Origin of the sequence: Clostridium rhizosphaerae, from assembly GCF_016765585.1 — a bacterium.
Taxonomy (GTDB): domain Bacteria; phylum Bacillota; class Clostridia; order Clostridiales; family Clostridiaceae; genus Clostridium_AT; species Clostridium_AT rhizosphaerae.
Genome location: NZ_JAESWC010000009.1, coordinates 134610 through 158355, shown reverse-complemented (window position 1 = coordinate 158355; position 23746 = coordinate 134610). Strand labels below are relative to the sequence as shown.

Genomic DNA, 23746 nt, shown 5'->3' with positions numbered 1-23746 from the left:
TTGTTAATACCCCCGTTTATCATTTATAACATCTTACATTAATAACACTTCTATCAATAATTTCAACTAAACTTTTTTAACTTTCATAGTAGAATAAAAAACAGTACCTAAAATAATACTTCCTCCAACTACTTCTCTTAATGTCGGAATTTCCTTCAATAAAAAAACAGCAAATATAATTCCATATACAGGCTCCAAGCTTGAGATGATCCCTGCTGTCTGCGTTTTCACATTCTTTAAGCCATTTATAAATATTAAATGAGAAACTCCAGTAAAAATAACACCAAGAAGCAACAACAGAATCAAGTCATTGATCTTAATGTGAGGCTTATAAAAAAATATAAAAGGACTTAGTACTAAAGCAGCTATAAATTGCTCATAAAAAGCAATTACTGAACTTGAATATTCCCTTACATACTTCCTATTAAGTATTGATAAAACTGCATAGGTAAAGCCAGATATTATTCCCCATAAAGCTCCCTCTGTTAAATCGTTGCTAAGCTCAAACTTTGGAACTACAAGTATTACTCCTAAAAATGTAATTATAGCAAGCATAATATCCATATGCTTAAGCTTTTCTTTAAAAAAGTAAGGCTCAAGGAAGGTTACAAACACCGGAAAGGTAGAGAAGGTAAGTAGTCCTATTGCTACTGTGGATACTTGAATTGCTTTAAAAAAAGTGCACCAATGAACTGCTAATATTACACCCATTATCGCTAAATAAAAATAATGTTTTCTTTGCTTTAACTTAATATTCTCCTTAAGATAAATTATTAAGATCAATAAAAAAACACTTGAAAAACACACTCTTCCAAGAACAATTATTATTGACGACAAAGATAGCAGCTTCCCAAACAAACCTGCTATCCCAAATAGAAAAACCGCCAAGTGTATTTCTATTAAACTCTTATTTTTATCTGTCATACTGCTACCTCATAGTTTCACCTATCAGAAAATATTCTTATCCTATATATTATCATTATATAGATTTTTCATTTCAGGATATCTTTCAACAAACAATTTGTTTGCCTCATGAAGTTTGCTTGAATATTCGCGATAAGATGAACTTAAAATCTTTAAATTTGGAATAAAAATATCATAATAGCCGCTGGTTTTGTTAAAATCTAATAACAGCTGCTGAAACTTATACGCTTCACTTTTTTTAAATTCTCTAGATGCACGTACTTTCATATATTCTTCTATAAAATCTTTATTATCTTCAATATATTTATGAGCATCTTCAACCGCACTTAAAAGCTGATTATTCATTTTATCCATATCAGCTTCTTTCATAAAAGCAAGAGAATTCTCTAAGTATTTTTCCATTTCTTCAGTTATATCTATATCGGCAACACTATCAAGAAAACTAATGATCTTCAAATAGGCTTTTTCCTTTTCTTCACTATCTATTTTCTCATTTAAGAACCGTCCAAAATGCACGCAAAGATACATTCCATAGCTGCCGGGAAAGGACATTAGAAGCTTCTCCTTGATTGTAAACAAGGGATTAATATTAGTTTCAATATAACTTAATTCCCTGCTTATATCATAGTCCTCGATTAAATTTTCAAGGCACTTCTGCTGCATGGAAGCTTTCTCAATTTTTAAATTTAATAAATATTTATGCTTTGACAAGGCTGCAGATTTATTTTTGCTTGATAATATCTCTTTGATATCTGCAGTACTTAAGCCCAATCGTCTTAAAATAGATATTTCCTTTAACAAATACACATCTTTATCAGTATAATTTCTATAACCATTTTCAGCAATTTGAGGACTTATAAGCCCTTGCTTTTCATAATATTCTATCGCCTTTTTTGTAAGTGAACATTCTTTACATATTTCATTAATTAACAATTTTATCACCTCAAAATCATCATAATCTATCCCCCAAGGTGACAGTCAATATTATTTTGTATAAAAGAACATAGTGATTTTTTCAGACATATAATCTTGATCTTATGGCAAACTTTTTAATAGTTCCAATACGCTTTTAGCCTGTTGATTAGATTGCGCAAGCATTGCTTGTGCAACTTGATATAAAATACTGTTCTTTGCGTATTCCATCATTTCCTTTGCAATATCCACATCTCTTATTCTGGATTCTGCAGCCTCAAGATTTTCAGCAGTATTATCATTTATTGATATTACATGTTCCAATCTATTTTCATACGCACCTAATGTTCCTCTAAAAGAAGATGTCTTGTCAATTGCATCCTGTACTTTCTTTATCGCTTTTGAAGCGTTTTCCTGTGTTGATATATCAACATCATCTAAACTTAATGCACTTCCTGTCATAGATTCTAATTTTATAGCCATGTTCTGATTTGCATTAGCGCCTATTTGTATTATGATTTCATTATTATCTTTACCTAACAATGGCTTAGTATTAAACTCAGTTTGATTAGCACTTCTTGTGATTTCTTCTTTTAATTGCTGAAATTCTTTATTTATTTGTGCTCTATCCTGATCAGAGTAAGTGCCGTTAGCTGCTTGTACTGCCAATTCATTCATTCTCTGCAGCATAGCATGAGTTTCATTTAGCGCTCCTTCTGCAGTTTGAAGCATTGAAATGCCATCTTGAGCATTTCTGGAAGCCATCTGCAAGCCTCTGATTTGTCCTCTCATTCTTTCAGAAATTGCAAGTCCAGCTGGATCATCTGCTGCTCTGTTTATTCTTAAGCCTGAGGATAGTCTTTCCATGGATTTGCTGATTTTGCCCTGAAGAATAGACATTTGCATATATGCAAACATTGCATTAACATTATGTCCAATTATCATAACAAATCCCTCCCTAGAGCTTGAATTTTATCCTCAAATTTCTTTATTTCCATAATTATACCACTACTGTTATCGTATTATTTATAAATATCTTTATAATAAAAATCTATATAACACTAAAAACTTTATTTGAATATATAGCCTACTTTTTCATAAACAAATCTTTTCTCTTTAATCCATTTTCCTTGATTGAATGCCGCCATCCCATTTCGGCACCAAGTTTATATAAGATTCTTGGAAAACTCGGATTAATAAATATATTATCTTTTGAAATAGAGCCTAGTATATTCCCTGTAAGCTCGTTGAGTGCCATATCAAAATTCTTTCTCGGTCCATGCCCAACCGGGACATTTTTTATGGATAGGAGCATTCCGCCTCCGCCTATCGCCAAACCTTGTCCCCATTTAAGTCCTGACTTTATACACCAATTCTCCATCATTTCAAGTGCAAGCTCATTTTGATGAGCTTCGTAAAATCCGCTGTTAGTTAAAGAATATACCATAATATCGCTTCTGTTCATGGTTTTAAAAAATGCTTCTAATTGAACAAGACATCTTAACAAATGAGCTGGAATTCCATCTACATATAAAGGAAAGGCAAAAACAAGAACATTGCATTCTTTCAACTTCTCCATATCTTCTACGCTTAATTGAGGTTTATTAAAACAATGCCCAGAAATTATATTGCTATCCTTTCCTAAAAGAGCCTTCAATTCTCCTAAGATATAGCCAGAAGCACTTTCCTTGAATTTAGGACTTCCGTTTATAAATGCTATTTTCATAGTGCCTTCCCCTCCATTTCAGATATATTTTTAATAAACGTAAGACTGCTGATATTACAATCAAGATTAATAGAGTTTGCCTTTATGAGCTTTTGGGCAGTTTGCTTCTCTCTTTCTGATATATTTTCACCATAAAACCACACTTTAAAATCAAAATGATTCTCATAACGCCTTTTATGATGCATTTCCTTATTTCTTATTACAAAATAAGGATGTATGTAAGAAATACTTCGATCTAATACATTCTTTACAAATGGGCTAAATCCACCATAATAACATTTACTTATTATAATAACCTCTGTGCATTTTGACACATATTCTCCCATATCTCCATATTTATCACGTATTACACAAGCTCCGGGTGTCTTTACCCAACATCCAAAACAGCCTATGCAATTATGTATTGTTCCATCATCCGAAATAATCATTGTTTCATCAAATGAATTAGAAAATAATTTTTTAAAATTCTCAGTATCTAAATCATGTATTAATAATCTCATTTTCAAATCCCCCTTCTCCCATACCTTTCCATTATCTATTTCTATATTATGTATTATTTCTCCTGCATACAATTAAAAAAGTGCAGCCATTGTATTATATAATGCAATGGCTGCACTAAAAATTACTATATATTTTTTGTTTTCATAGCTCTCATAGAATTTAACACCGCAAGCACTGTTACTCCTACATCACCAAATACTGCTTCCCACATAGTACCTAGTCCTAAAGCTACTAGAACTAATAAGATAGCTTTAATACCTAAAGCAAAAATAATATTTTGCATTACTATAGTTCTTGTTCTCTTTGCTACTTTTATAGCTGAGGCAATTTTCGAAGGTTCATCTGTCATGATAACTACATCCGCTGCTTCTATTGCAGCATCGGAACCAACTCCGCCCATTGCAATACCTATATCTGCTCTAGCAAGAACAGGAGCATCATTAATTCCATCTCCAACAAATACTATCTTACCTTTTGGTGATTTTTCTTTAAACAATAATTCTACTTTTTCAACCTTTTGGTCCGGTAAAAGCTCTGCGTATACTTCATCTAGTCCTAACTTATCGGCAACTTTAGTACCAACAGTCTTATTATCTCCTGTAAGCATTACTGTTTTCTTAACACCCATGGCTTTTAAAGCCTTAATTGCTTTTGCTGAGTCTTCTTTAATTTCATCAGATATTACTATATATCCAGCATATCCTTTATCAACAGCTACATGAACTACTGTACCTATAGTTTCTACTTGGCTATAAGTAATTTTTTCTTTATCCATAAGTTTATAATTACCTGCTAATACTTCTCTGCCTTCAAAAATAACCTTAACTCCATGACCTGATATTTCTTCATAATTTTCTACAGCATCTTTAACTATTTCTTTGCCATAGGCTTTTAGTATTGAAGTTGCTATTGGGTGATTAGAATAGCTTTCTGCATAAGCAGCATAAGCTATAAGTTCATCTTCAGAAATACTATTTTGAGGCCTTACTTCTGTTACCTTAAATACTCCTTTTGTCAGAGTTCCTGTCTTGTCAAAAACCACAACTTCAACATCATTTAAAGCTTCAAGATAGTTTCCGCCCTTTACAAGTATTCCATTTTTAGATGCACCCCCTATGCCTCCAAAGAAACCAAGTGGTATAGATACCACTAGAGCGCAAGGACAAGATACTACTAAAAATGCTAATGCTCTATATAGCCAATCTGAAAATACTGCTCCTTCTATAACAAGGGTTGGAATTACTGCTAACGCTACCGCTGAAAAAACAACCACTGGTGTATAGTATCTAGCAAACTTTGTTATGAAATTCTCTGTTGGGGCTTTCTTGCTGCTTGCATTTTCAACTAAATCAAGTATCTTTGCAACAGTTGAATCTCCAAACTCTTTCTCTACTTCAATAGTTAAAAGACCATTTTTATTAATTACTCCGCCTAAAATGCTGTCCCCTGTCCCCACCTCTCTAGGAACGGATTCACCAGTTAAAGCAGAAGTGTCTACCATAGAATTTCCTTCTATTACTCTACCATCCAGAGGAACTTTTTCTCCTGGTTTTACAACAATAATGTCACCTATGCCAACCTCTTCTGGAGATACCTTTTTAAGCTCATCATTAACCTTTAAGTTAGCAAAGTCTGGTCTTATATCCATAAGAGCAGAAATTGATTTTCTTGAACGATTAACAGCTATACCTTGGAATATTTCTCCTAACTGATAAAACAGCATAACTGCTACACCTTCTGGATAGCTGCCTATAGCAAATGCACCAATAGTTGCTATACTCATAAGGAAGTTTTCATCAAAAACTTGCCCTCTGCTTATATTCTTAAGTGCTCTTAAAACTACTTCTCCACCTACTATAACATAGCTTATTAGGTACAAAATAAGTTCCAAATAGTTAGGCAGCTTTAGTGCAGTTGCTATTGCAAAGATTGCTGCACCAACTGCTAATTTTATTATTTCAGTTTTGTTGCTCTCTCCATGCTCATGACTGTGCTCATGTTCATGCTCGTGAGCTTCATCTTTTGATGCTTTATTTTTATTTTGGATCTCAATAACCTTAACATCAGGTTCAATTCTCTTAACAATTTCTTTAACTTTTTCAATTATAGCATCTTGATTTGATGCATTAACTAATTCTAAATTTAATTTTTGTGATACAAAATCCACGGATATTGACCTTACGCCAGCAAGGTTGCTGCTCTCTTTTTCAATCTTAGCAGCACAGTTCGCGCAGCCAAGTCCATCAAGCATTAATGTTCTTTTAATAATCTTATCAGTTTGTTTTTCTCTCACTTTTACATGAGCTTCAATATTTTGAACCATATTTTTAGTTGCTGCAATTAGTTCATTTGTCCTATTCAGCTCACCTATTTCAACAGTAAGAGTCTTAGTCATAAAGTTAATACTAGCAGAATTAATTCCTTCTATCTTTGAAACTTTATCTTCTATCTTAGATGCACAGCTAGCACAGTCTAAGCCATCTAGAATTAGTTCCTTTTTTATGCTGCTTTGCGATAATTTAGGACTTGCATTTTTATGTTTAGTATTATGGGGTTCTAATTTAATATTATTTTTGATATTAATTTTTTTAATTTCTTTGTTCATTATTTTCCCCTCCCCTATAAAAGCTTAATTTTTTTCTGCTATATGAATTAGGCCTTGATCAAAAATGCTCTTAACATGTTCATCTTCCAATGAATAGTAAACTACTTTTCCTTCTTTTCTGTTCTTTACAAGTCTTGCTTGTTTTAAAACTCTTAACTGGTGTGAAATTGCTGATTGTGTCATTCCAAGTAGTGCGGCTATATCACATACACACATTTCTGCTTGAAACAGCGCACATAATATTTTTATCCTTGTTGAATCTCCAAGTATTTTAAATAAGTCGGCTAAGTCATAAAGTGTTTCCTCTTGTGGTATACATGTCTTAACCTTATTAACAACATCTTCATGTATAATTGTACAGCTGCAGTTTTCAACATTCGTTCTTTCTTCCATAATGCCATCCTTTATATGAATATCTGTTCATATATTCATTATACTCAGAGCCTATAATTATGTCAATAAAATAACAGATTTTTTCAAAAAATAATAAGACCTGTTCTATTTTCTCTGAACAGGTCTTACATATGATTTATATATAGAAAGTAATAATTTATATTCTTTTATAAGCTGCACCAGCTGTAGTCCATCTCTCATTGATCTGCTGGCCCTCTATTTTGAAATTATCCTCGTCAATAAATTTAATTGTGATTGGCAAGTTATATACATAAAGCTCAGAGCCTGACTTTGGAATAAGCTTTCTTCTATTACCCCATCCATCTATTAAAAATCCTTCTTCTATTTTAATTACAGTATCCATCTCATCATTCTTGTATGTGCCACCGCAGAAACACTTTGCCTTAATAGCTTTAATGTTTTTAAGTCCAATAAAGAGCAGCAATTCCTCTTCGTATAGACTCCACTGCTCTTTTGAAAGCTCCAGCTTCATTTTTCTACATTGAGAGTCTACATAAAGATTATATACCCAGCATCCGTAATGCTTTAAAAATTCACGCATTCCATCAGCACCAGTAGGACGATTTGTATAGAAGGGTTCATTCTTATCTCTTTCATAAATATATTCTAAGAACTCCACTCCCCGCTGCTTTTCTAAATATTCAATAGCCTCTTCAGTCTTTTCTCTATACAAATAAATCAACGAAGGCTTTAAAGGTATAATGATATTGAAAAGTTCTTGGATAAAATCTTGTATCCTTTCGTAAGGAGCATTTTTCAACAGAAAGGTGAAAACCTGAAATTGAAACAGACTGCTGTCAAGAAGAATAATCTCTGATTTCTTTGATGCCTCCTCCGCAAAAATCTCCCACTTTTCCAAAGCCACTTTTTCATACTTATCTAGAGAGAAATTCCAGACATCAAACCTACTAATCTCTTCAAAGGCTTTATCACCAAAATCCTGGAGGTAATGCCACTTAATCTCCATTAGATCCAATTCTATAGTTGTCCTTCTTTTCATCCCAATCTTCTCTATGATGCCTTTTGTATGCGGGTAATTCTTAATAAACAGCTCTAGTTCCTCATAGCTTAGGCAGGCTTCATTAAAATAGGAGGTTGGATGGGGACGTGCATTTTCATGAATCCACTTTGCAGCAATACCGTTGCGTTCAAGCTGAGATAATAGAAAGAATGAATTTGTGGTCTTGCCGGTACCCTGTAAACCTTCCAAAATGATAAGTTTTGTATCAATCATGCTAACTCCTCCTTTCAGTCATCGCACTGGGTAATTTAGGACTTTAACCTTCTGTGCAAATAACCTGCAATTATCCCCATTTGTAAATTATATTGATTCAATAATTGTAGTAATTAGTTCTGAAACTGCAGAACTGATTTTATTTTCACTCCATCCCAAGCTCCATCCTTCATCATTAAATACATCTGATATTACGTAAACAGCTGTAGCTTTAATATTTCGATATTTTGCAATAGTAAATAAACCAACGCCTTCCATCTCAACACATAAAGCATTTTTTTCTCTGTGGTCCAAAATATCTCCCCATGTTTCATGATATCCGGCATCTGTAGTCCAGTGTAATCCCTGCAAAAAATCCAGTCCTTTGTCAGCTAATAAATCTTTTATCTCTTGTGTGAGAATCTTATCTGAGTATATGATTTTTTCGTCATATCCATATAATCTAGCTACAGCTGTATCATTAAATGCCCCTTCAGTAAGAATTACTTGTCCAACTTCAACGTTACTTCCTATGCCTCCTGCAAAGCCTAAATGAACTAATTCTTTTACTCCGCCTGCTGCCAAATCTTCGGCCTGTATGGCAATTCCCGGAGAACACATCTTTGACTTTATAAATCCAATATTATAATTATCCTTAAAAACAAATAACTTTCCACCCAAAGGATATTTATATTCCCCTACATTATGACTTAGCATTTCATCATATAAACTATCAGCAAGCAAATATACCCTTTTCGGAATTTTTTCTTTATCAACATCAATACCATGGTTCATTAATTCTGTCTTTACTAACTTCTTTGGATCTGTCATAACTTGATTTCTGTCCATAAATATCCTCCAAAACAATATGTTAACCCAAATAATTTGAGTTTTCAAAGTATATTTGATTGCTATAAATAAGTCCTATTCCTATCAGTCTTCCATCAATATCTTCAATAACAAATTCATAGCTGCCATAGTCTGTTTTTCGTGGTTTTGATAATATGTGAACACCCTTTGAAACAAACTCTTCATAAATTATATCAATACCATCCACTGTATCAGTATCAATATAAGCATCATAACCTGCCCCATACCTTTTAGTGTTTGATTGTATTTGTCCAAACTTAGTTTGAACAATTACAATCTCGATAGAATCTCTATATATTGTTGCAAAGTTATCAATTTTATCATAATGCTCTGCAAATTTAAATCCCAGTTTTTCAACATAAAATTCTACAGTTTTTTTCACATCTTTAGATATAAAAACTGGACATACATTTGTTAGTTTAACTTTTTTATTTTCCATTACATATCCCCCCACTCATACTTAATGTCATCTAAATTTTCTTCATTTTCATAGCCTCTGCCAATTATTCTAAATCCATTTTTCTCATAGAAATGCTGCGCTTTACGATTAACCTCAAAAGTAAATAAAGTAAGTCTTCCTATAGAATTTGATTTAGCAAGTTCTAAAAGCCTTCTGCCTAACCCTTTCCCTTGATAATCAATATGAATATACAACTGATTAATTTCACTTTCATTAAAAGCTATCATACCAACAACCTTAGTATTATCAATGGCAATATATATTTTGTTGTCTTTACTTAATATGTTATTTAAGAAAAACACATGATCTTCAAAAGAATGTATTTCCTTCTGACTGATGGCCTTTTCCTTACTTTGCCGCCACATTCTTACTGTTTCTTCAGCATATATCGGTTCAAACTCTATTATTTTAATATTATTCTGCTCCATATAAACCACTTCCAATTCTTGATTAGTTAATGCTCATTATTATCTGATTCGATAAGATGCTTGTACTGAGTTTGTATAAATATAATTATTTAGCTGATATATTTTTTGAAAAACTTTAGGTGTATTTGCTCCTATAGGTATAAGTATTTAAATATATTTACCTTCTATTATTCTTAAACAAGAACGCCGTAAAATTCTGATATGAATAATACGGCGTTATATAATCATTCCTTTTTATACTTGAACCGTTAAACAATAAGTATACTGTAATTAACTACTCTTTCTTAGATATCTTCAGCTTTAAAATTCACATTCTTTAAGTGACGGTAATAATTACCCCATTCGGTAGTAAAACAGAATACAGAATAATCAGGATCATCTATACCAAGCGGATAATAAATTTCACATCCATCAGACCATAGCATCTCTTTAGATGCTCTATCCTGCAATATTTCTATAGTTCCTACAAGCATAAGTCCTGCAAATTTATCCTCATCAACAAAATATAAGCACACTTTATTATCTTTCTTTAAAGCTTGTATCCTTTTAGTTGATGTGTTTGTGCTAAGCCAAAATTTCTTTAAGCCATCATGTTTCAATCTCATCATTGCTTTTATATTAGGATAACCATTTTCACCATTTGTACCAACCATCACAATTTTTGAACTTTCAACCAGCTCATTACTTTCGTTAATAACTTTCTCATCAATCATTTCAAAACCCCCATTTTACAACTTATGTTATATAAAGAAAATTGTAGCACACGCCTAAGCTTGCTTCAATACACACAAATCATAAAATAAAATTTATTATTCTAAAGCTGCTAACAATCCGCAAATACGCAATCTGTCTTTGTCTATGCAATCTCTACCATAAGCATCAAGAAAACGGTGACCATATTTTGAGGATTTCAAATTACGGTTTAATGTCCATAACCCCCAAGCAAGATCATAATGCCTATCACCTAATCCTCCTTCAGTTACATCAATAAAGCCTTCAAATGCCCAATCGTTAAGTATAATGTTGGGAAGACAGTAATCTCCATGTATGAGTACATCATTTTTCAGAAGCCCTCTTGAAGCTATTATTTCCTCTGATGCTGTGTTAGCATTAGCTGCTCCTATGTACTCAGCAATATCATCTAAATGATTTTGCAAGAATGAATCTCTTTCAGCCGATAAAGCAATTTCATTCATTCTATTTTTAATGGGACAATCATACGCATCTATTTCATGTAAAATTCTTAAGGATATCCCAAATATCTCACTTAATTTCTCGGGTTCATCTAGATATCTTCTTGTTATCCCATCCTCTCCCTTTATGGGTGAAGTTATTAAGTAGTCTCTGTCTGTTGACAAATACCTAATAACAGGTGAAGATAATTTATGATTTGAATAATATGTTTGCATTTGTGAAGAACGCAATAAAGATCCTAAGGCTGAAATTTTCAAATAAGCACCTTCATCACGGTCAATATATATGGTTCTTGCACCAGATTCTCCACTGCTTTCATAAATTGGTGCATTATCAATCCATTCAATCAATTCATCAGGTAATGATAGTACATCTATGTCAACTTGTTCATTTTTCTTCATGTAAATCACTTCCACGCATTTTTATAGTTTTAGTACTTCAAAAGAGTGGGCAAAATGCCCTGCTTCTATACCATAATTTATTTGCTCTTTTTCCATACATAGAGCTTTCCTACATTTTTAAATCCCACTGCTTCATATAGTTTATTGGGAGCCGGATATCTTTCCGGCATGGTAGTAAATACCGTTGCTTTCTTTGCTCCTAACATTTTAGCAGCATTTAATGTATAAGTCATAAGTGCTTTGCTAATCCCCATTTTTCGATACTCATGATAGCAGGAGACAGCTTCAATACTGACAATTTTGTTTTTTCTATCATATCTGCTGCTGCATAAAGCTGCAACTTTTTTATCTGGATCAACAACTACCAAGTCCAGTTCTTTTCTATAAGTTGATGTATTATAGAAGTTGTCCAAAATATTCTTATTGAATAAAATTCCATAGCAAAGCTTATATGCATTGTATACCCTATCATGCTCACTTAAATTAGGAATTAATTGTACTGAGAAACCTTCCGGCAGAGGTAATGCAGTATTAATTGTACTTAAATCTATATCTCTTCTTACCCAATATTCATCTGTTTTATAGTAGCCCCTATTGATTAAACTACCTTCAAAGTCAGAATCACCTTCATAAATGCTCCATTCAATGTCACTGTCTGAATCAGAACATAATGTTTCTCTAGTACCTATAATGCTGTCAAAGATAGATCTATAATCACTTGCTACACAAAAAGTATCCTCTTGAAGCATTCCAACTAATTTTTCATCATCAAACCAAAGAAAGGCATCTTTTAATACCTCATCAATCTTCTTTGGAGCCCCCCCATATCCACATGAAAGCGCACATTGAAACTCAAATAGAGTTATATTATTATCAAACCTTGTTCCATAGTAAGAATAGGTTCCTTCTAAAAATTTGCATATCTTTTCATAGTCACCTATATCTTCATACCGTCTACATGTTATCCCCACTTTTATCCTCTCCCCGCAGCGCAACTACATGCTGTATGCCTTGTGTACTTTTTTAGTTTTGAACGAAAAATTATGATACCGGCACAATATCAAACTCAAATGGAAATTGCTCAGCCTCTTTTAATTGAAAGTTTACTTTATATCCTATTCCGTCTTTATAGAAAAATCCTTCCTTAAGCTCAATTTTTACATAACACATATTTTCATCATTTTCATTATTATGCGCAAAATACCAAGGCTCAAAGACTTTAATTAATTTTTCTCTTATAGGCTTATTTTCTTCTAATAACGGATGACCAATATTATAAGCATTTCCACTGAAGCGATATAATTTATTGCATAGTGAAACTTGACTATTCTCAATCAATTCTTGAACCTTTTGTGACTTTAAATATGTAACCACATAAAATGAATCATCTTCAAAAAAGGTATCCACAAATCGAACTGATGGTGTATTCCCTTTTACTGTAGCCATTGCAAATTGATAATCTCTTGCAAACAATTCATTCATAACCTGTAAAGCTTTTTCATAAGTATCCATTTTTAATCCCCCGTAAATTCATATTTTTTATCAATTAACTTAATTTTTCATCTACTTTTCTGATATATTTTCTAAATACTTGTCTATTGTTAAGCCAAAACATACTTCATCGTGATAGCTTCCATTAAGATAAATGTTTTCTTTGAGAATACCTTCCTGTTCGTAGCCAAGTTTTTTATGCATTTTAATACTTGCCTCATTCCACCCTAAAACAGTTGATGAACATTTATGCATTCTTCTTTCCATGAACCCATATCTTAAAAGTATTTTCATAGCACTTGTTCCATAACCTTTGCCTTGATACTCAGCTGCAATTCTAATACCTATGCCAAAAGTTCCATGTCTTTCACTATCTATGCAAAAGATTATTCTTCCAACATGTACGCCATCCAGTGTTTCAATAGCAAAAACAGTATTACCATTTTGCTCAGCACAGTTTTCAACCTTTTTGCTATATTCTTTTGCGCCCGAAACTGTTGGTGGAAAATCAATTTTATAACCCGCTAATCTGCTTAAAGAACTATCAAAGCCGGTATAATACATCCATTCCCAATCCTCTTCATGCCATGATCTTAACCTCACTAAATCATTTTGCCAAAAATAATTATCATATATTATTTCTTCCATAAATATCCCCCATATTCTTTTGATATGTACTCAAATTAGTCTGCTGGCTTGATTTTATATTTTAAAAGCAAAATTATGGTGCTTACTACATCTAAAACAAAACATAATTGAAATAAAATATGAACTATAAACTTCAAGCTTCCTAAATTTTTTTCACTATTAACAATTGCTGCGAAACCTATCCCATAGCATGATGTAAACAACATAGACAGGTATGTAAAAAATACAGGAATTATAAAAAGCAGTGGAATCGGTGAAAATATTATTAAACCTCGAGATGCAGCAAAAAAAAGCATGAACAATAAGATGTATATAATAAAATTGATAATAAAATATGGAATCATTCCTAATTTTATTACTTTCATGTGTTTGCGCAGTAAATTGTATTCTCTTTGTTTATATAGTCGGTATGTATTAATAATATTTTTTACAGCTAAAATTGAATTCAATATTAACGATATAACAACTGCTGCTATTAGTAATGATTTTAAAATATTACCTGAGTTATATCTTATTAGTCCACGTAATAGGGTGATTATCAATGCAATAACCATAAATAAATTCACATAAAGACCTACTAACGTGTTTCTTATAAGTTTCATTCACCCTTCCCCCTTTAATCCTCACTTTTGCATGTTATACTCTAAACCAACTTAGTATGTCTTCTGCCACACTATCAGGTTTATCCCAGTGAATCATATGACCTGCTCCATCAATCAATTTTACCCTTGAACCAGTACCTTTCTTGAATTTTTCGACCATAGTCTCTCTATACTCATTCATAGTATCCGGCTGTGTACTTCTCAATAAATATATTGAATTTGGCAGCTTTCCATATAATGAGTCAGTAGGATATAGGTACATAGATTTTATTGCACCTGTTGAAGTAAAGCTATTTGCATGATACTTATATTTACCATCCTCAACTCTAATTAAATCCTTAGCGGCTTCCTCCAATAAATATGACCATCTGTTATAATTGCTCTTCTCCACCTTAATATGCTCTTCCAATGTGTCAAAACAGTATTCGTCAAAATCCTTAATGTAATAATCAATTTCATCCTGCAGTGTACAGATGTTTCCTGATATTGAAGCCTGGTAAGCATACCACTCATTCTTTAAATAGTATCCACCATCTAACAGCATAGTCTTGGTTACTTTCGATGGATAAGACGCTACATAATGAAGTGCAATGTCTGCACCCCAAGAATGTGCTAATAAATAAAATTTACCTTCTGTAATATGCGAAATAATCTTATTAACCCATCTAATCATATTAGGCATTTCATAATCTTCTATTCTTGAAAATTGCGGAGTTTTCCCATGTCCAGGTAAGTCTATAGAAATAATATGATATTTGTTTTTTAAAATATGTGCTAGCTCAATAAAGCTAAGGCTTGTACTTCCTAGTCCATGCAGGCATACAATTGTAGGATTTTTTTTATCTCCCCATTCGTGTATTCTCGCTTTAATCTCTTTATTATCTATATAAATCTCATTCATATTTCCCCCAAAAATAAGTTTACCTTTTATGTTAATAAAACTTTCTACGTTTCTAATCTCCGGCACCTAAACAGACTTAGCTTGATAAAGGCATGTGATTTGGCTTCTCTATAAGCTTGCCCCTACACTAACAAACTCAAATCAAATATTATGCTTTATTTTTCAAGTTAATCCTCTACTTATCATTTACTATTTTCTATAATCCTTTCTGATGAATGGCTCTTCAATACTTTCAGAAAGAAGTAATTTATATTTCTGTGGATGGCGGTATGCGTTGCCATGTACTTCACGACTTCTATACTCTCTAATTTCATCAATAGGAAAGTCGGCTATATAAATTCCTTCTCGTTCACCAGCTTCAATAATAAGCGTATCTCTCGAGCCAAAGTCAGAAGGTCTGTACGCAATACCATCAAATGCAGTAGAATGACCATTGCAGTCAGGCTTACCTTTTGGATAATTTACAGTTGCGATGCCAATCATGTTTTCGTATGCTCTTGCACGCAGCTGTGAAATGCGATTTATCTCCATAGGGCAAGCATTGGGCACTAAGATAATCTCAGCACCTTTTAGCATAAGAATTCTCGCACTTTCTGGAAACTCTCTGTCATAGCAAATCATTGCACCGATTTTCACATTGCCTTGTACAGTATCTAAATCTGCAACATAAAAATCATCGCCTGCTGTTAATTGGCATTCATCGCCAAAATCACAGGTATGTACCTTTGCGTATGTAAGCACATTATTGCCAAAACGGTCAAACTGGCAGAGAGTGTTCCTTGGTAATGGATCATACTTTTCAAGGAATGTTATTCCGATAGCCATATTAAGCTCTTTTGCAAGCTTTCCAAATGAATTAACAAACTCACTGTTAACAGCTACAGCACTTGCTCTCAATTCAGTAATATCTTCAGGAATGTTATAGCCAACACTCCACATTTCAGGAAACAATGCAATGTCTGATCCCATTTCTTTCGCTTTTCTGCAATATTCCAATCCTTTTTGTATGTTGCCGTCTAAAGTATCTTCAGGCATAAGCTGTAATAAAGCTACTTTTAAGTTTTTCATAGTAAAACTTACCTCCCAAACCCTAATTCGTTTCCATCCAAGTCCTTAATTGTAAACTTACGTGTTCCCCAAGGCGTATCAAATATCGGTTCAACAATTTCCACCTTATCTTTAAGCTTTACCCAAAGTTCATCGGCATTATCAACTTGAAAGTTAAGTCTGCCATGAGACTCTCCACTCTTTACCTCCATAATTGCAAACTTTGCTCCATCCTCTGATACAAAATCATAGTATGTAGGGTTTTCAAGCGGCCATCCACCATCATTCTCAAAGCCCAATATCTCTTCATACCATTTTAACGCCTTATTAATATCAGAAACATTTATTCGCACATGATTAAGTCTAGTTTTCATATATAGTGCCCCGCTTTCTATTTGGTTTTTTCTTTATTAGTAATAATCTCTCTATATCGCCAGTTAAATTGCTATTTATTACATCCAAGTATAACCACTTACCGTCATGATACTGATGTGTATTATCATAAAAACTATTTATATATTCGGAGAACTCTCCTCTTGATGCTTCAAATTTTTCCCGTTCATTTTTCCCGAATATTATTAGTATGCAAATACCTTTTTCTCTTGGATACAACGCACAGAATGTTTTCCCACCTTTACGGTACTTAAGTTCAAAAACACCTGTTTTCCCGCCATTGTCCCATATCATCTCCATATCATAATTATTCTTTATGAAGTTATTGATATCAGACCAGATTTTAAATATATCATCACCCATTAATTGATTTAATTCTTCTACTGTTGGTACTTTTTCAAACATAGGTAAATCCCCCTAATACTAAGCTTAAGTAACTGAAAGGTTATTGTATAATTGTCATAATCCAATTTTTTTATAAATTTCACTTATGTAAGGACTTTTAGTCTCTATATAACTATCGATGTCTGTTGGATACTTCTTTGCGGCATACAATTTAATTTCACTATATTTATCCCTATCTTCCTTATGTGTTCTTAAATAATCTCTAAATGTAATGTGCCTCTTTAGTTCAACAGAATCCTGTGGGCAAACATATAGATGATGAGTCATAAGCTCTTCTTTTTCAACATATCCAAAGGCTTCTCTTCCACTTATGCCTAAATCTCCTTCATGATAGTATCCTAAACTTTCTAAACGAGATTTAACATCTTGAAAATTATCATAGCTCTTAATAATTATATCTATGTCTATAATCGGTTTAGCAGACAGCCCCTCTACTGAAGTACTTCCTACATGCTCAATTGCAATAATGCTATCTTCAAGAGTCTTTTCTAAATCTAATTTGATTTTCTGAAACTCTTCATTCCATTTATAATCATATGGAATAACAGTTACTTTTTTTGTTTTCATATATTCGCCCCATTCTGTTTTCAACCTTTATATTGATTATAAACCATAATATTACATAACACTATATAATAAAAGTCCACCAGACAAGCCGGACAGTAACACTTTGTTATACACAGTTTTAGTCACTATACTTTGAATATCTCTCATTCAAATTATCTTAGAATTAGTTTTATTATATAAAGCGAACTGAGTACATTGTTAGATGATGGAATATGCTATAGTTCAACATATTCATTGAAAAATTGATAACTAAATTGATTTATTAAAACAGACATTAAGCACCCTATTCATAATCTTATAGAACTTTACTGGTTCCTCAATATGTGGTGCATGTGAAGACCACTCAAACCAAATTAATTCTTTGATTGGTGCTTTCAGTTGATTATAATATTTACTTGCCAATTCAAATGTTGAAACATAGTCATATCTACCAGTTAAAATAAAGGTTGGCACATTTATCTGCGGAATTTGACTAAACAAATCAACATTATCGCTCCATCCCCAAAGATTTTCTGCGGTAAAATTAAGTCCCTTTTTATACTGCACTTTGTCTAAAGAAAAAATTTTCTTTGTCCTAACGCTGTTTAGCCATCTAAAAAAGCTCATCTTTTTACTTTTGCACTCTCCTAATTCATAAAGCCACTCTCTTTCTTTATGTATTCCAGTTCTTCCATTGCAATATAGCCCCTCTTCAATTCTTGAAATTGTTGTTAACTCTTCGATTGCTTTAATATTATTATATTTTCTAGCCATATCTAAAGTATAATTATAAGAAATTCGCTCATTCATCTTACCGTTCACTACTTGTCCAATTCCTACATAAGCATAAAAATTATTTGGATACCTATATGCTGTATTAATTCCTAGAAAAGACCCCCACGAATGCCCAACTAAAAATATTTTTTTCCTATTAAATTTCTTCTTTAGAAATTCTACCAAGTCATTTGTGTCAGCTATAAGTTGTTCCACATTAATTGATTCCTTAGAAACTTCCTCTGAAAATGAATTCCCTGATCCTCGCTGATCCCAGTTTACTATAATAAATATTTTTTCCAACTGGCAATTATAGTATCTTCGTGAAGCACCTGGTCCTCCGTGTAAGAAAAGCATTATCGGTTTGGAAATGTCTCTTCCCCTTATTGAGATCCATTGAGTAACTCCGCCAAGTTGTATCTTTTCAATTATGTTTATACATTTAATAGTTTTACTTTTCCCAGGACTAATTAACATATAAACCCCTCTAAAAAATATTTTTCATATAAATTCTATAAGACAAAGTTTTGATTATTCAACTTTCTTTTCAAATAGAGCAAATGCTCCTCCATCATCTAATACGAACCTATCAACTAACTCAAAGCCTAAACTTTTATATAGGTTACATAATTTTGTATTTGTCCATCCTGTATCTAACCTAAGATAACTAATATTTCTTCTTTTACATTCTTCTATGGCGAACTCCACCATTTTAGCTGGTAAGCCTTGACTTGCATAATCTCTTCTAACACAAAGCTTATGGACATAACCAGCCTCATCCTTTTTAGCGTTTGGCCAAAATAATGTGTCTTCCCACTGTAGTATCATGCAGCAGGCATCGTCACCAGATACTTGTCCTATACAGAAATCATCTTCATTAGCATATTTCAATAGTTTATCCTTAGTAAGAACTTCGTCTTTCCAAACTTTAAATCCAACAGAACGCCCCCAAGCTGCAACTTCCTTCATTATCTTAATCGCTTCTTCAGCTTCACCTTTTATAACTTTAAAGTTATCTGCCATATAACTTCCTCCTAGAATAATGATATAAAAATTATTTAGTGACTTTATTAATTTGGTGTTCAGCTTACAATCATGTACGATTTGAACGGATTTTTGTGTTAGCTAACGTTTTATATCTACTATTTACCTATAACAACACAATTAAATACATTTATTAAAAACCGAAACTGACCTTATTCCAACTGCAGCTTCTAACGTAGCCACAAGATTTCCATCCTTCTTTCTTTTATCTTTAGCTGCAAATTCCCTCACAGCTTCTTTTGAAGCATCAATAAAGATTAGCGATCTTATTTCTTGCATTTTATTTGTCAATTCTAGAGTTTCATTATGCTTTTTCAACAAGAATCTAAGACTATTTTCATCAATCAATAATTCCATTTTAAATATCGCTGAAAGAAAATTGTCTGCTCCTCCGCTTTTTAAAAAGCAAGGTTGTAAGTTTCTTACTATAGTTTTGTCCTCTGAATCAATGCCCAACTCTTCCCGAATCTCTTTTTTTATATTATGTTCTAAATCCAAAATTTCTCCTTTAATATCATTCTTATCTATGCCTCCCCCAATAAACTGAAGCTTGTACGGAAATGCTGTCCCCTCATTCATTTCACCGATAGCAAATTTATTATCACTTGTTACAATTAAAACTGAAGTATGAATAACTCTACAGTCATAATCCTCATGAGTACTTTTATTTATGCTATATAAGAAATGTGCATAGTCAGTTAAGCCAACAAAAATATTCACTATATTTTCACTGGCCTCTATTTTATTTATTGTAAATACATCTCCGTTAAAAAAACTTTTACCATTGCTCAACAAGGCCTCCCAATGCCTTTTTACTTTCTCTCTGTATGCTGCCGGCAAGAGTTTCCTTTGACTTGTATAATAAACATTTATATTATTATTAAATTCACATATGGTAGTTCCCATAACATTATCTTTCACATCTTTAACCCAATACCCTATGCTCTTTATTTCATTAAAGCCTAATTTTTTATACACTTTATATGCTATTTCATTATGCCTATATACATGAAGTCTTGCTATATCCATGCCATTATTCTTATCTAGAACAAACTCTATAACCTTGAAGCCATAGCCTTTATTCCTAAATTCCCTTAAAATCGCAATCTCTTCAATATATACAACATTTTTATTTTCTTGTTTATTTTTTTTTTCATTTATATAAGAAATCATAAATCCTATTGGTTGGTCTTTTTCATAAAAGACAAATACTAAATCGCTATTTATATGAGTCAATTCATGAACTTCTTCTGCATGATAATTAAAAAAGCTATCCTTCATACATTCTTTCATGAAATTATAAATCCATTTCTCATCACCTATTTCATAAAATGTTCTATAACCTATTGTTAAGTTTCTCTTAGGTAATTTAGAAATTGTTTTTTCCATCTGAATATGCTCTTTTTCCATCTCATAATCCACATCTTTTAAAGCTTCTATTAAATCAGGTTTATGATTTACCGTAATAAATTTCACTCCACTAATATTAGTGTCACAATAATATTTATCTGCAAACTCTAACATGCTTTTATATGTATTACAATTACTATATTGTTTTCTAACATAGATATCTTCGATTGTTGCAGTATCAACATCTTTGGAAAGTTCGATAAAGCCAATATCTTCTTTGTTGTTGGATAAGATAAATATATCCATACATCCCGATTCTAATTTTTCTATATGTTTTTCTAAGAATTCATTTTTGGTTATTCTTAATACATATGGATCTTCAAATGCAAGCTCATTTTTCAATATAATATATCTTTCTATATTATCTAAGGTTACCTTTTCCATATTAATTCTCCCCCATAAATACTGACTATATGGCTATCCACCAAAATACACCGAATTTATCTATTACATTGGCACAAAAGGAATTCCAGGGGCACGGTCCTAAAGCATCAATCACTGTTCCTCCTTCACGTAGTACATCATATGCATTGCGAACAGCGTCCTCAGTTCCCATATCATATACATTAAACGCCATGTTTTGCCACACATGTTCTTTATTATGATCACAGTCAAACGGAGCTTCACTGACTGCTAAAAACAGTTGGCCATTCACCGACAACTCACAGTGCGCGTAAGTATTTTCTGCTGTTTTTATTTGAAAACTTATTTCCGCTCCGAATGCCTTGCAATACATTTCAACTGCCTCAATGCTTCCAGTAACATATACTTGTGAACTTATTTTCATATTTTAATCCCCCTGACTAAATATATAAATATTATTTACTTCACCACTTCAAGCTTAGATAACTCTCATATATGAAATTATTTTAAAGTAGAAATTTACTTCTTTATGCAATCTGCTTAATTCAACAAACGAGAGGCCAATCTTATAAACGAAAAAAATAATTAATAGCAACATAATTATATTAAACGACTTTTTATTACTCTTATTTTTAGATATTTTACTATCCTTTTGTACAGACACATAAATAACAATAATAAATATTAAATATGCTATGTCTAAAAACACTTCAAATCTTTTTTGGGTTAACCCATTAACAGTATTTCTAAAGTTCACTAAGAACTTTTCATTGGACTCATTTTCGATGATACCACTTTTAGCATTATTTTTAGTAATACCTATATCCCATTTAAAAACTTCTGTGTTGCCTTCATTAACAACACCTATTTTATAAAATAATGAACCTGTCCTAGTCTCGAAAGCACTGTTGTTTTTAATAGTATAAAAAAATGAAATAACAACTAACCCAAACAGAATCACAGATGCTATTAATACTATTTTTTTTGTTTTAATATCCATATGCTGCCCCCCATTAGCATAATTAATAATATAATTATTTACAAAAGTACAATTGTACCTCATTTCCTGTAATACTTGAAACAGAATTATTGAATGTGTAAATATAAATTTTCATAGACCTATTAAATTTCTAATAACGTTCTCATGCAAAACTGGCTTGGGCATTTTGTTATCTTGCATCTCACTTTCCCTCAACTAATTTGATTACATCATCCTACATTGAGAAATATCATCTGAATAACCTGATAAGGCCCCTTCAGGTAATACAACTAGATCATCTTTTTCTGATTTTCCTAAAATAAAAAGTATATTCTTTAGGTTTTCTTTTATATCATGCTTTATTGGAAATTGACCTATTAAAACTGATAACTCCATATTTATCCCCCTCTTTCACTGAAAATGATATTTTAAAAATCGAGAAACAACTCTATTTTCCTATCTTCTTATATCCCATTTAGTTGTTTTTCTCTCTTAATTTCATCATTATATGTTCAGTTATCCCTTCTCTATATAAACTAGGTACAGCTCCTACCTCAGTGTATCCTATTTTTTCATACAACCTCTTAGCATCCGGATTAAAATCTGCAACGACTAAGAAGATCTTTGAGCATTCTTTAAAACAAGTTTCTTCAAAAAACTTTAACAATTTCTTCCCTATCCCATGGCTTCGGCTCTCCTCTTTTACAGCAATAATATGAAGGTAGGGAAAAGAATGAAATATCCCATCTAAAATATACCAAATAAGTCCCAAGCAATTATTATTACAATCCACAGCAATATATATTTGTTGTTTTTCAAAACCTTCTACTAACGCTTTTCTTGCACTCCCTTCTTTTGAAAAATATCTTAAACCTAGTTCAGATTTTACTAATGCTTCTTCACAGTCATCTATATAATCTATTTTTCCTTTAAGGATAGAAACTTCCATACAGCACCTCAAATCTAAATCTTATTAAGTTAAATAGATTTACTTATTACATTTACCCCTATAAAAAATTTGTTCAATAAAAACATTAAAAGTTATTCTCATTTTACACGTTGAGACATTGGATGATTCTTTTCAAATTGAACTAAATCCCATAAGTTTCCATACAAATCTTTAAATACTGCAACTATTCCATAATCTTGTTTCTTGGGTTCTCTAACAAACTCAATTCCTTTTGCTAACATATCATTATAATCTCTCCAAAAATCATCTGTTCCGAGGAATAAAAAGACTCTTCCTCCTGATTGATTTCCAATAAAAGGCACCTGTTCTGGTTTTGAAGCCCTTGCAAGTAATATGGTAGTCCCAGTTGAACCCGGTGGCGATACTACTACCCAGCGTTTGTTTTGTTCTTGCTGATATGTATCTTCAATTAAAGTAAAATTAAGTTTTTTTGTATAGAACTCGATTGCCTCATCATAATCCTTAACTACTAAAGCAATATGTACAACTGATTGAATCATTTTATCTCCTATCCTTTCCTCATAA

Annotated in this window: 30 protein-coding genes; all 30 read right to left on the bottom strand. The window is 32.2% G+C overall.

The annotated features are described in order from the left end of the window. Positions 1-66 precede the first annotated feature (66 nt). The gene (locus tag JK636_RS14805) at positions 67-924 is read right to left on the bottom strand and encodes a DMT family transporter (RefSeq protein ID WP_202749789.1); all 858 of its coding nucleotides are present in this window, start codon (positions 922-924) and stop codon (positions 67-69) included. A gap of 42 nt (positions 925-966) precedes the next feature. Then, complete coding sequence (locus tag JK636_RS14800) at positions 967-1857, bottom strand: MerR family transcriptional regulator (RefSeq protein ID WP_202749788.1); 891 nt, start codon at positions 1855-1857, stop codon at positions 967-969. Between the two features lie 102 nt (positions 1858-1959). Further along, positions 1960-2781 (bottom strand): flagellin N-terminal helical domain-containing protein, encoded by an 822-nt coding sequence (locus JK636_RS14795; protein ID WP_202749787.1) that lies wholly within the window; start codon positions 2779-2781, stop codon positions 1960-1962. A 142-nt stretch (positions 2782-2923) separates the two neighbouring features. Beyond that, positions 2924-3562, bottom strand: a complete 639-nt coding sequence (locus tag JK636_RS14790) for an NADPH-dependent FMN reductase family protein (RefSeq protein ID WP_202749786.1) — start codon at positions 3560-3562, stop codon at positions 2924-2926. Continuing rightward, positions 3559-4062, bottom strand: a complete 504-nt coding sequence (locus tag JK636_RS14785; protein ID WP_202749785.1) for a flavodoxin family protein — start codon at positions 4060-4062, stop codon at positions 3559-3561. Before JK636_RS14785 ends, JK636_RS14790 begins: the two co-directional genes overlap by 4 nt. Positions 4063-4187: 125 nt before the next feature. Continuing rightward, positions 4188-6668 carry a heavy metal translocating P-type ATPase gene (locus JK636_RS14780; RefSeq protein ID WP_202749784.1) on the bottom strand — a complete coding sequence of 827 codons (2481 nt, stop codon included), beginning with the start codon at positions 6666-6668 and terminating at the stop codon, positions 4188-4190. A 24-nt stretch (positions 6669-6692) separates the two neighbouring features. Next, entirely contained in the window at positions 6693-7061 is a 369-nt protein-coding gene (locus tag JK636_RS14775; RefSeq protein ID WP_202749783.1) for an ArsR/SmtB family transcription factor, read from the bottom strand. 157 nt (positions 7062-7218) lie between these two features. Then, positions 7219-8316 carry a P-loop NTPase family protein gene (locus JK636_RS14770; protein ID WP_202749782.1) on the bottom strand — a complete coding sequence of 366 codons (1098 nt, stop codon included), beginning with the start codon at positions 8314-8316 and terminating at the stop codon, positions 7219-7221. 87 nt (positions 8317-8403) lie between these two features. After that, complete coding sequence (locus tag JK636_RS14765; RefSeq protein ID WP_202749781.1) at positions 8404-9144, bottom strand: phosphorylase family protein; 741 nt, start codon at positions 9142-9144, stop codon at positions 8404-8406. Between the two features lie 22 nt (positions 9145-9166). Then, a complete protein-coding gene (locus JK636_RS14760; RefSeq protein ID WP_202749780.1) occupies positions 9167-9604 on the bottom strand; it encodes a VOC family protein in 438 nt (145 codons plus the stop codon). Next, positions 9604-10053 carry a GNAT family N-acetyltransferase gene (locus tag JK636_RS14755; RefSeq protein ID WP_202749779.1) on the bottom strand — a complete coding sequence of 150 codons (450 nt, stop codon included), beginning with the start codon at positions 10051-10053 and terminating at the stop codon, positions 9604-9606. The genes JK636_RS14760 and JK636_RS14755 overlap by 1 nt, the downstream gene beginning before the upstream one ends. 284 nt (positions 10054-10337) lie before the next feature. After that, a complete protein-coding gene (locus tag JK636_RS14750; protein ID WP_202749778.1) occupies positions 10338-10766 on the bottom strand; it encodes a pyridoxamine 5'-phosphate oxidase family protein in 429 nt (142 codons plus the stop codon). A gap of 96 nt (positions 10767-10862) precedes the next feature. After that, positions 10863-11648, bottom strand: coding sequence for an aminoglycoside 3'-phosphotransferase (locus JK636_RS14745; RefSeq protein ID WP_202749777.1), 786 nt, complete (start codon positions 11646-11648; stop codon positions 10863-10865). 77 nt (positions 11649-11725) lie between these two features. Continuing rightward, the gene (locus JK636_RS14740; RefSeq protein ID WP_202749776.1) at positions 11726-12619 is read right to left on the bottom strand and encodes a GNAT family N-acetyltransferase; all 894 of its coding nucleotides are present in this window, start codon (positions 12617-12619) and stop codon (positions 11726-11728) included. A 70-nt stretch (positions 12620-12689) separates the two neighbouring features. Next, the gene (locus JK636_RS14735; protein ID WP_202749775.1) at positions 12690-13160 is read right to left on the bottom strand and encodes a pyridoxamine 5'-phosphate oxidase family protein; all 471 of its coding nucleotides are present in this window, start codon (positions 13158-13160) and stop codon (positions 12690-12692) included. A gap of 51 nt (positions 13161-13211) precedes the next feature. Further along, entirely contained in the window at positions 13212-13787 is a 576-nt protein-coding gene (locus JK636_RS14730; RefSeq protein ID WP_202749774.1) for a GNAT family N-acetyltransferase, read from the bottom strand. Between the two features lie 35 nt (positions 13788-13822). After that, positions 13823-14389, bottom strand: coding sequence for a DUF6652 family protein (locus tag JK636_RS14725; protein WP_202749773.1), 567 nt, complete (start codon positions 14387-14389; stop codon positions 13823-13825). A 34-nt stretch (positions 14390-14423) separates the two neighbouring features. Then, complete coding sequence (locus tag JK636_RS14720; RefSeq protein ID WP_202749772.1) at positions 14424-15290, bottom strand: alpha/beta fold hydrolase; 867 nt, start codon at positions 15288-15290, stop codon at positions 14424-14426. Between the two features lie 189 nt (positions 15291-15479). Continuing rightward, positions 15480-16358: a carbon-nitrogen hydrolase family protein gene (locus JK636_RS14715; RefSeq protein ID WP_202749771.1), complete on the bottom strand. Its 879-nt coding sequence runs from the start codon at positions 16356-16358 to the stop codon at positions 15480-15482. Positions 16359-16366: 8 nt separating this feature from the next. Then, complete coding sequence (locus tag JK636_RS14710) at positions 16367-16711, bottom strand: VOC family protein (protein WP_202749770.1); 345 nt, start codon at positions 16709-16711, stop codon at positions 16367-16369. Beyond that, positions 16701-17135, bottom strand: a complete 435-nt coding sequence (locus tag JK636_RS14705; RefSeq protein ID WP_202749769.1) for a DUF3788 domain-containing protein — start codon at positions 17133-17135, stop codon at positions 16701-16703. The genes JK636_RS14710 and JK636_RS14705 overlap by 11 nt, the downstream gene beginning before the upstream one ends. A 54-nt stretch (positions 17136-17189) precedes the next feature. Continuing rightward, complete coding sequence (locus JK636_RS14700; protein ID WP_202749768.1) at positions 17190-17702, bottom strand: GrpB family protein; 513 nt, start codon at positions 17700-17702, stop codon at positions 17190-17192. Positions 17703-17951: 249 nt separating this feature from the next. Then, entirely contained in the window at positions 17952-18932 is a 981-nt protein-coding gene (locus JK636_RS14695; RefSeq protein ID WP_202749767.1) for an alpha/beta fold hydrolase, read from the bottom strand. Between the two features lie 54 nt (positions 18933-18986). Further along, positions 18987-19478: a GNAT family N-acetyltransferase gene (locus tag JK636_RS14690; protein ID WP_202749766.1), complete on the bottom strand. Its 492-nt coding sequence runs from the start codon at positions 19476-19478 to the stop codon at positions 18987-18989. Between the two features lie 141 nt (positions 19479-19619). Then, positions 19620-21293: a GNAT family N-acetyltransferase gene (locus JK636_RS14685; RefSeq protein WP_202749765.1), complete on the bottom strand. Its 1674-nt coding sequence runs from the start codon at positions 21291-21293 to the stop codon at positions 19620-19622. A gap of 25 nt (positions 21294-21318) precedes the next feature. Further along, positions 21319-21696, bottom strand: coding sequence for a VOC family protein (locus tag JK636_RS14680; RefSeq protein WP_202749764.1), 378 nt, complete (start codon positions 21694-21696; stop codon positions 21319-21321). 54 nt (positions 21697-21750) lie between these two features. Beyond that, positions 21751-22272 carry a hypothetical protein gene (locus JK636_RS14675; RefSeq protein WP_202749763.1) on the bottom strand — a complete coding sequence of 174 codons (522 nt, stop codon included), beginning with the start codon at positions 22270-22272 and terminating at the stop codon, positions 21751-21753. 204 nt (positions 22273-22476) lie between these two features. Further along, positions 22477-22647 carry a hypothetical protein gene (locus JK636_RS14670; protein WP_202749762.1) on the bottom strand — a complete coding sequence of 57 codons (171 nt, stop codon included), beginning with the start codon at positions 22645-22647 and terminating at the stop codon, positions 22477-22479. 79 nt (positions 22648-22726) lie between these two features. After that, entirely contained in the window at positions 22727-23200 is a 474-nt protein-coding gene (locus JK636_RS14665) for a GNAT family N-acetyltransferase (RefSeq protein ID WP_202749761.1), read from the bottom strand. A gap of 98 nt (positions 23201-23298) precedes the next feature. Then, positions 23299-23721, bottom strand: a complete 423-nt coding sequence (locus tag JK636_RS14660) for a VOC family protein (RefSeq protein WP_034570550.1) — start codon at positions 23719-23721, stop codon at positions 23299-23301. Positions 23722-23746 lie beyond the last annotated feature (25 nt).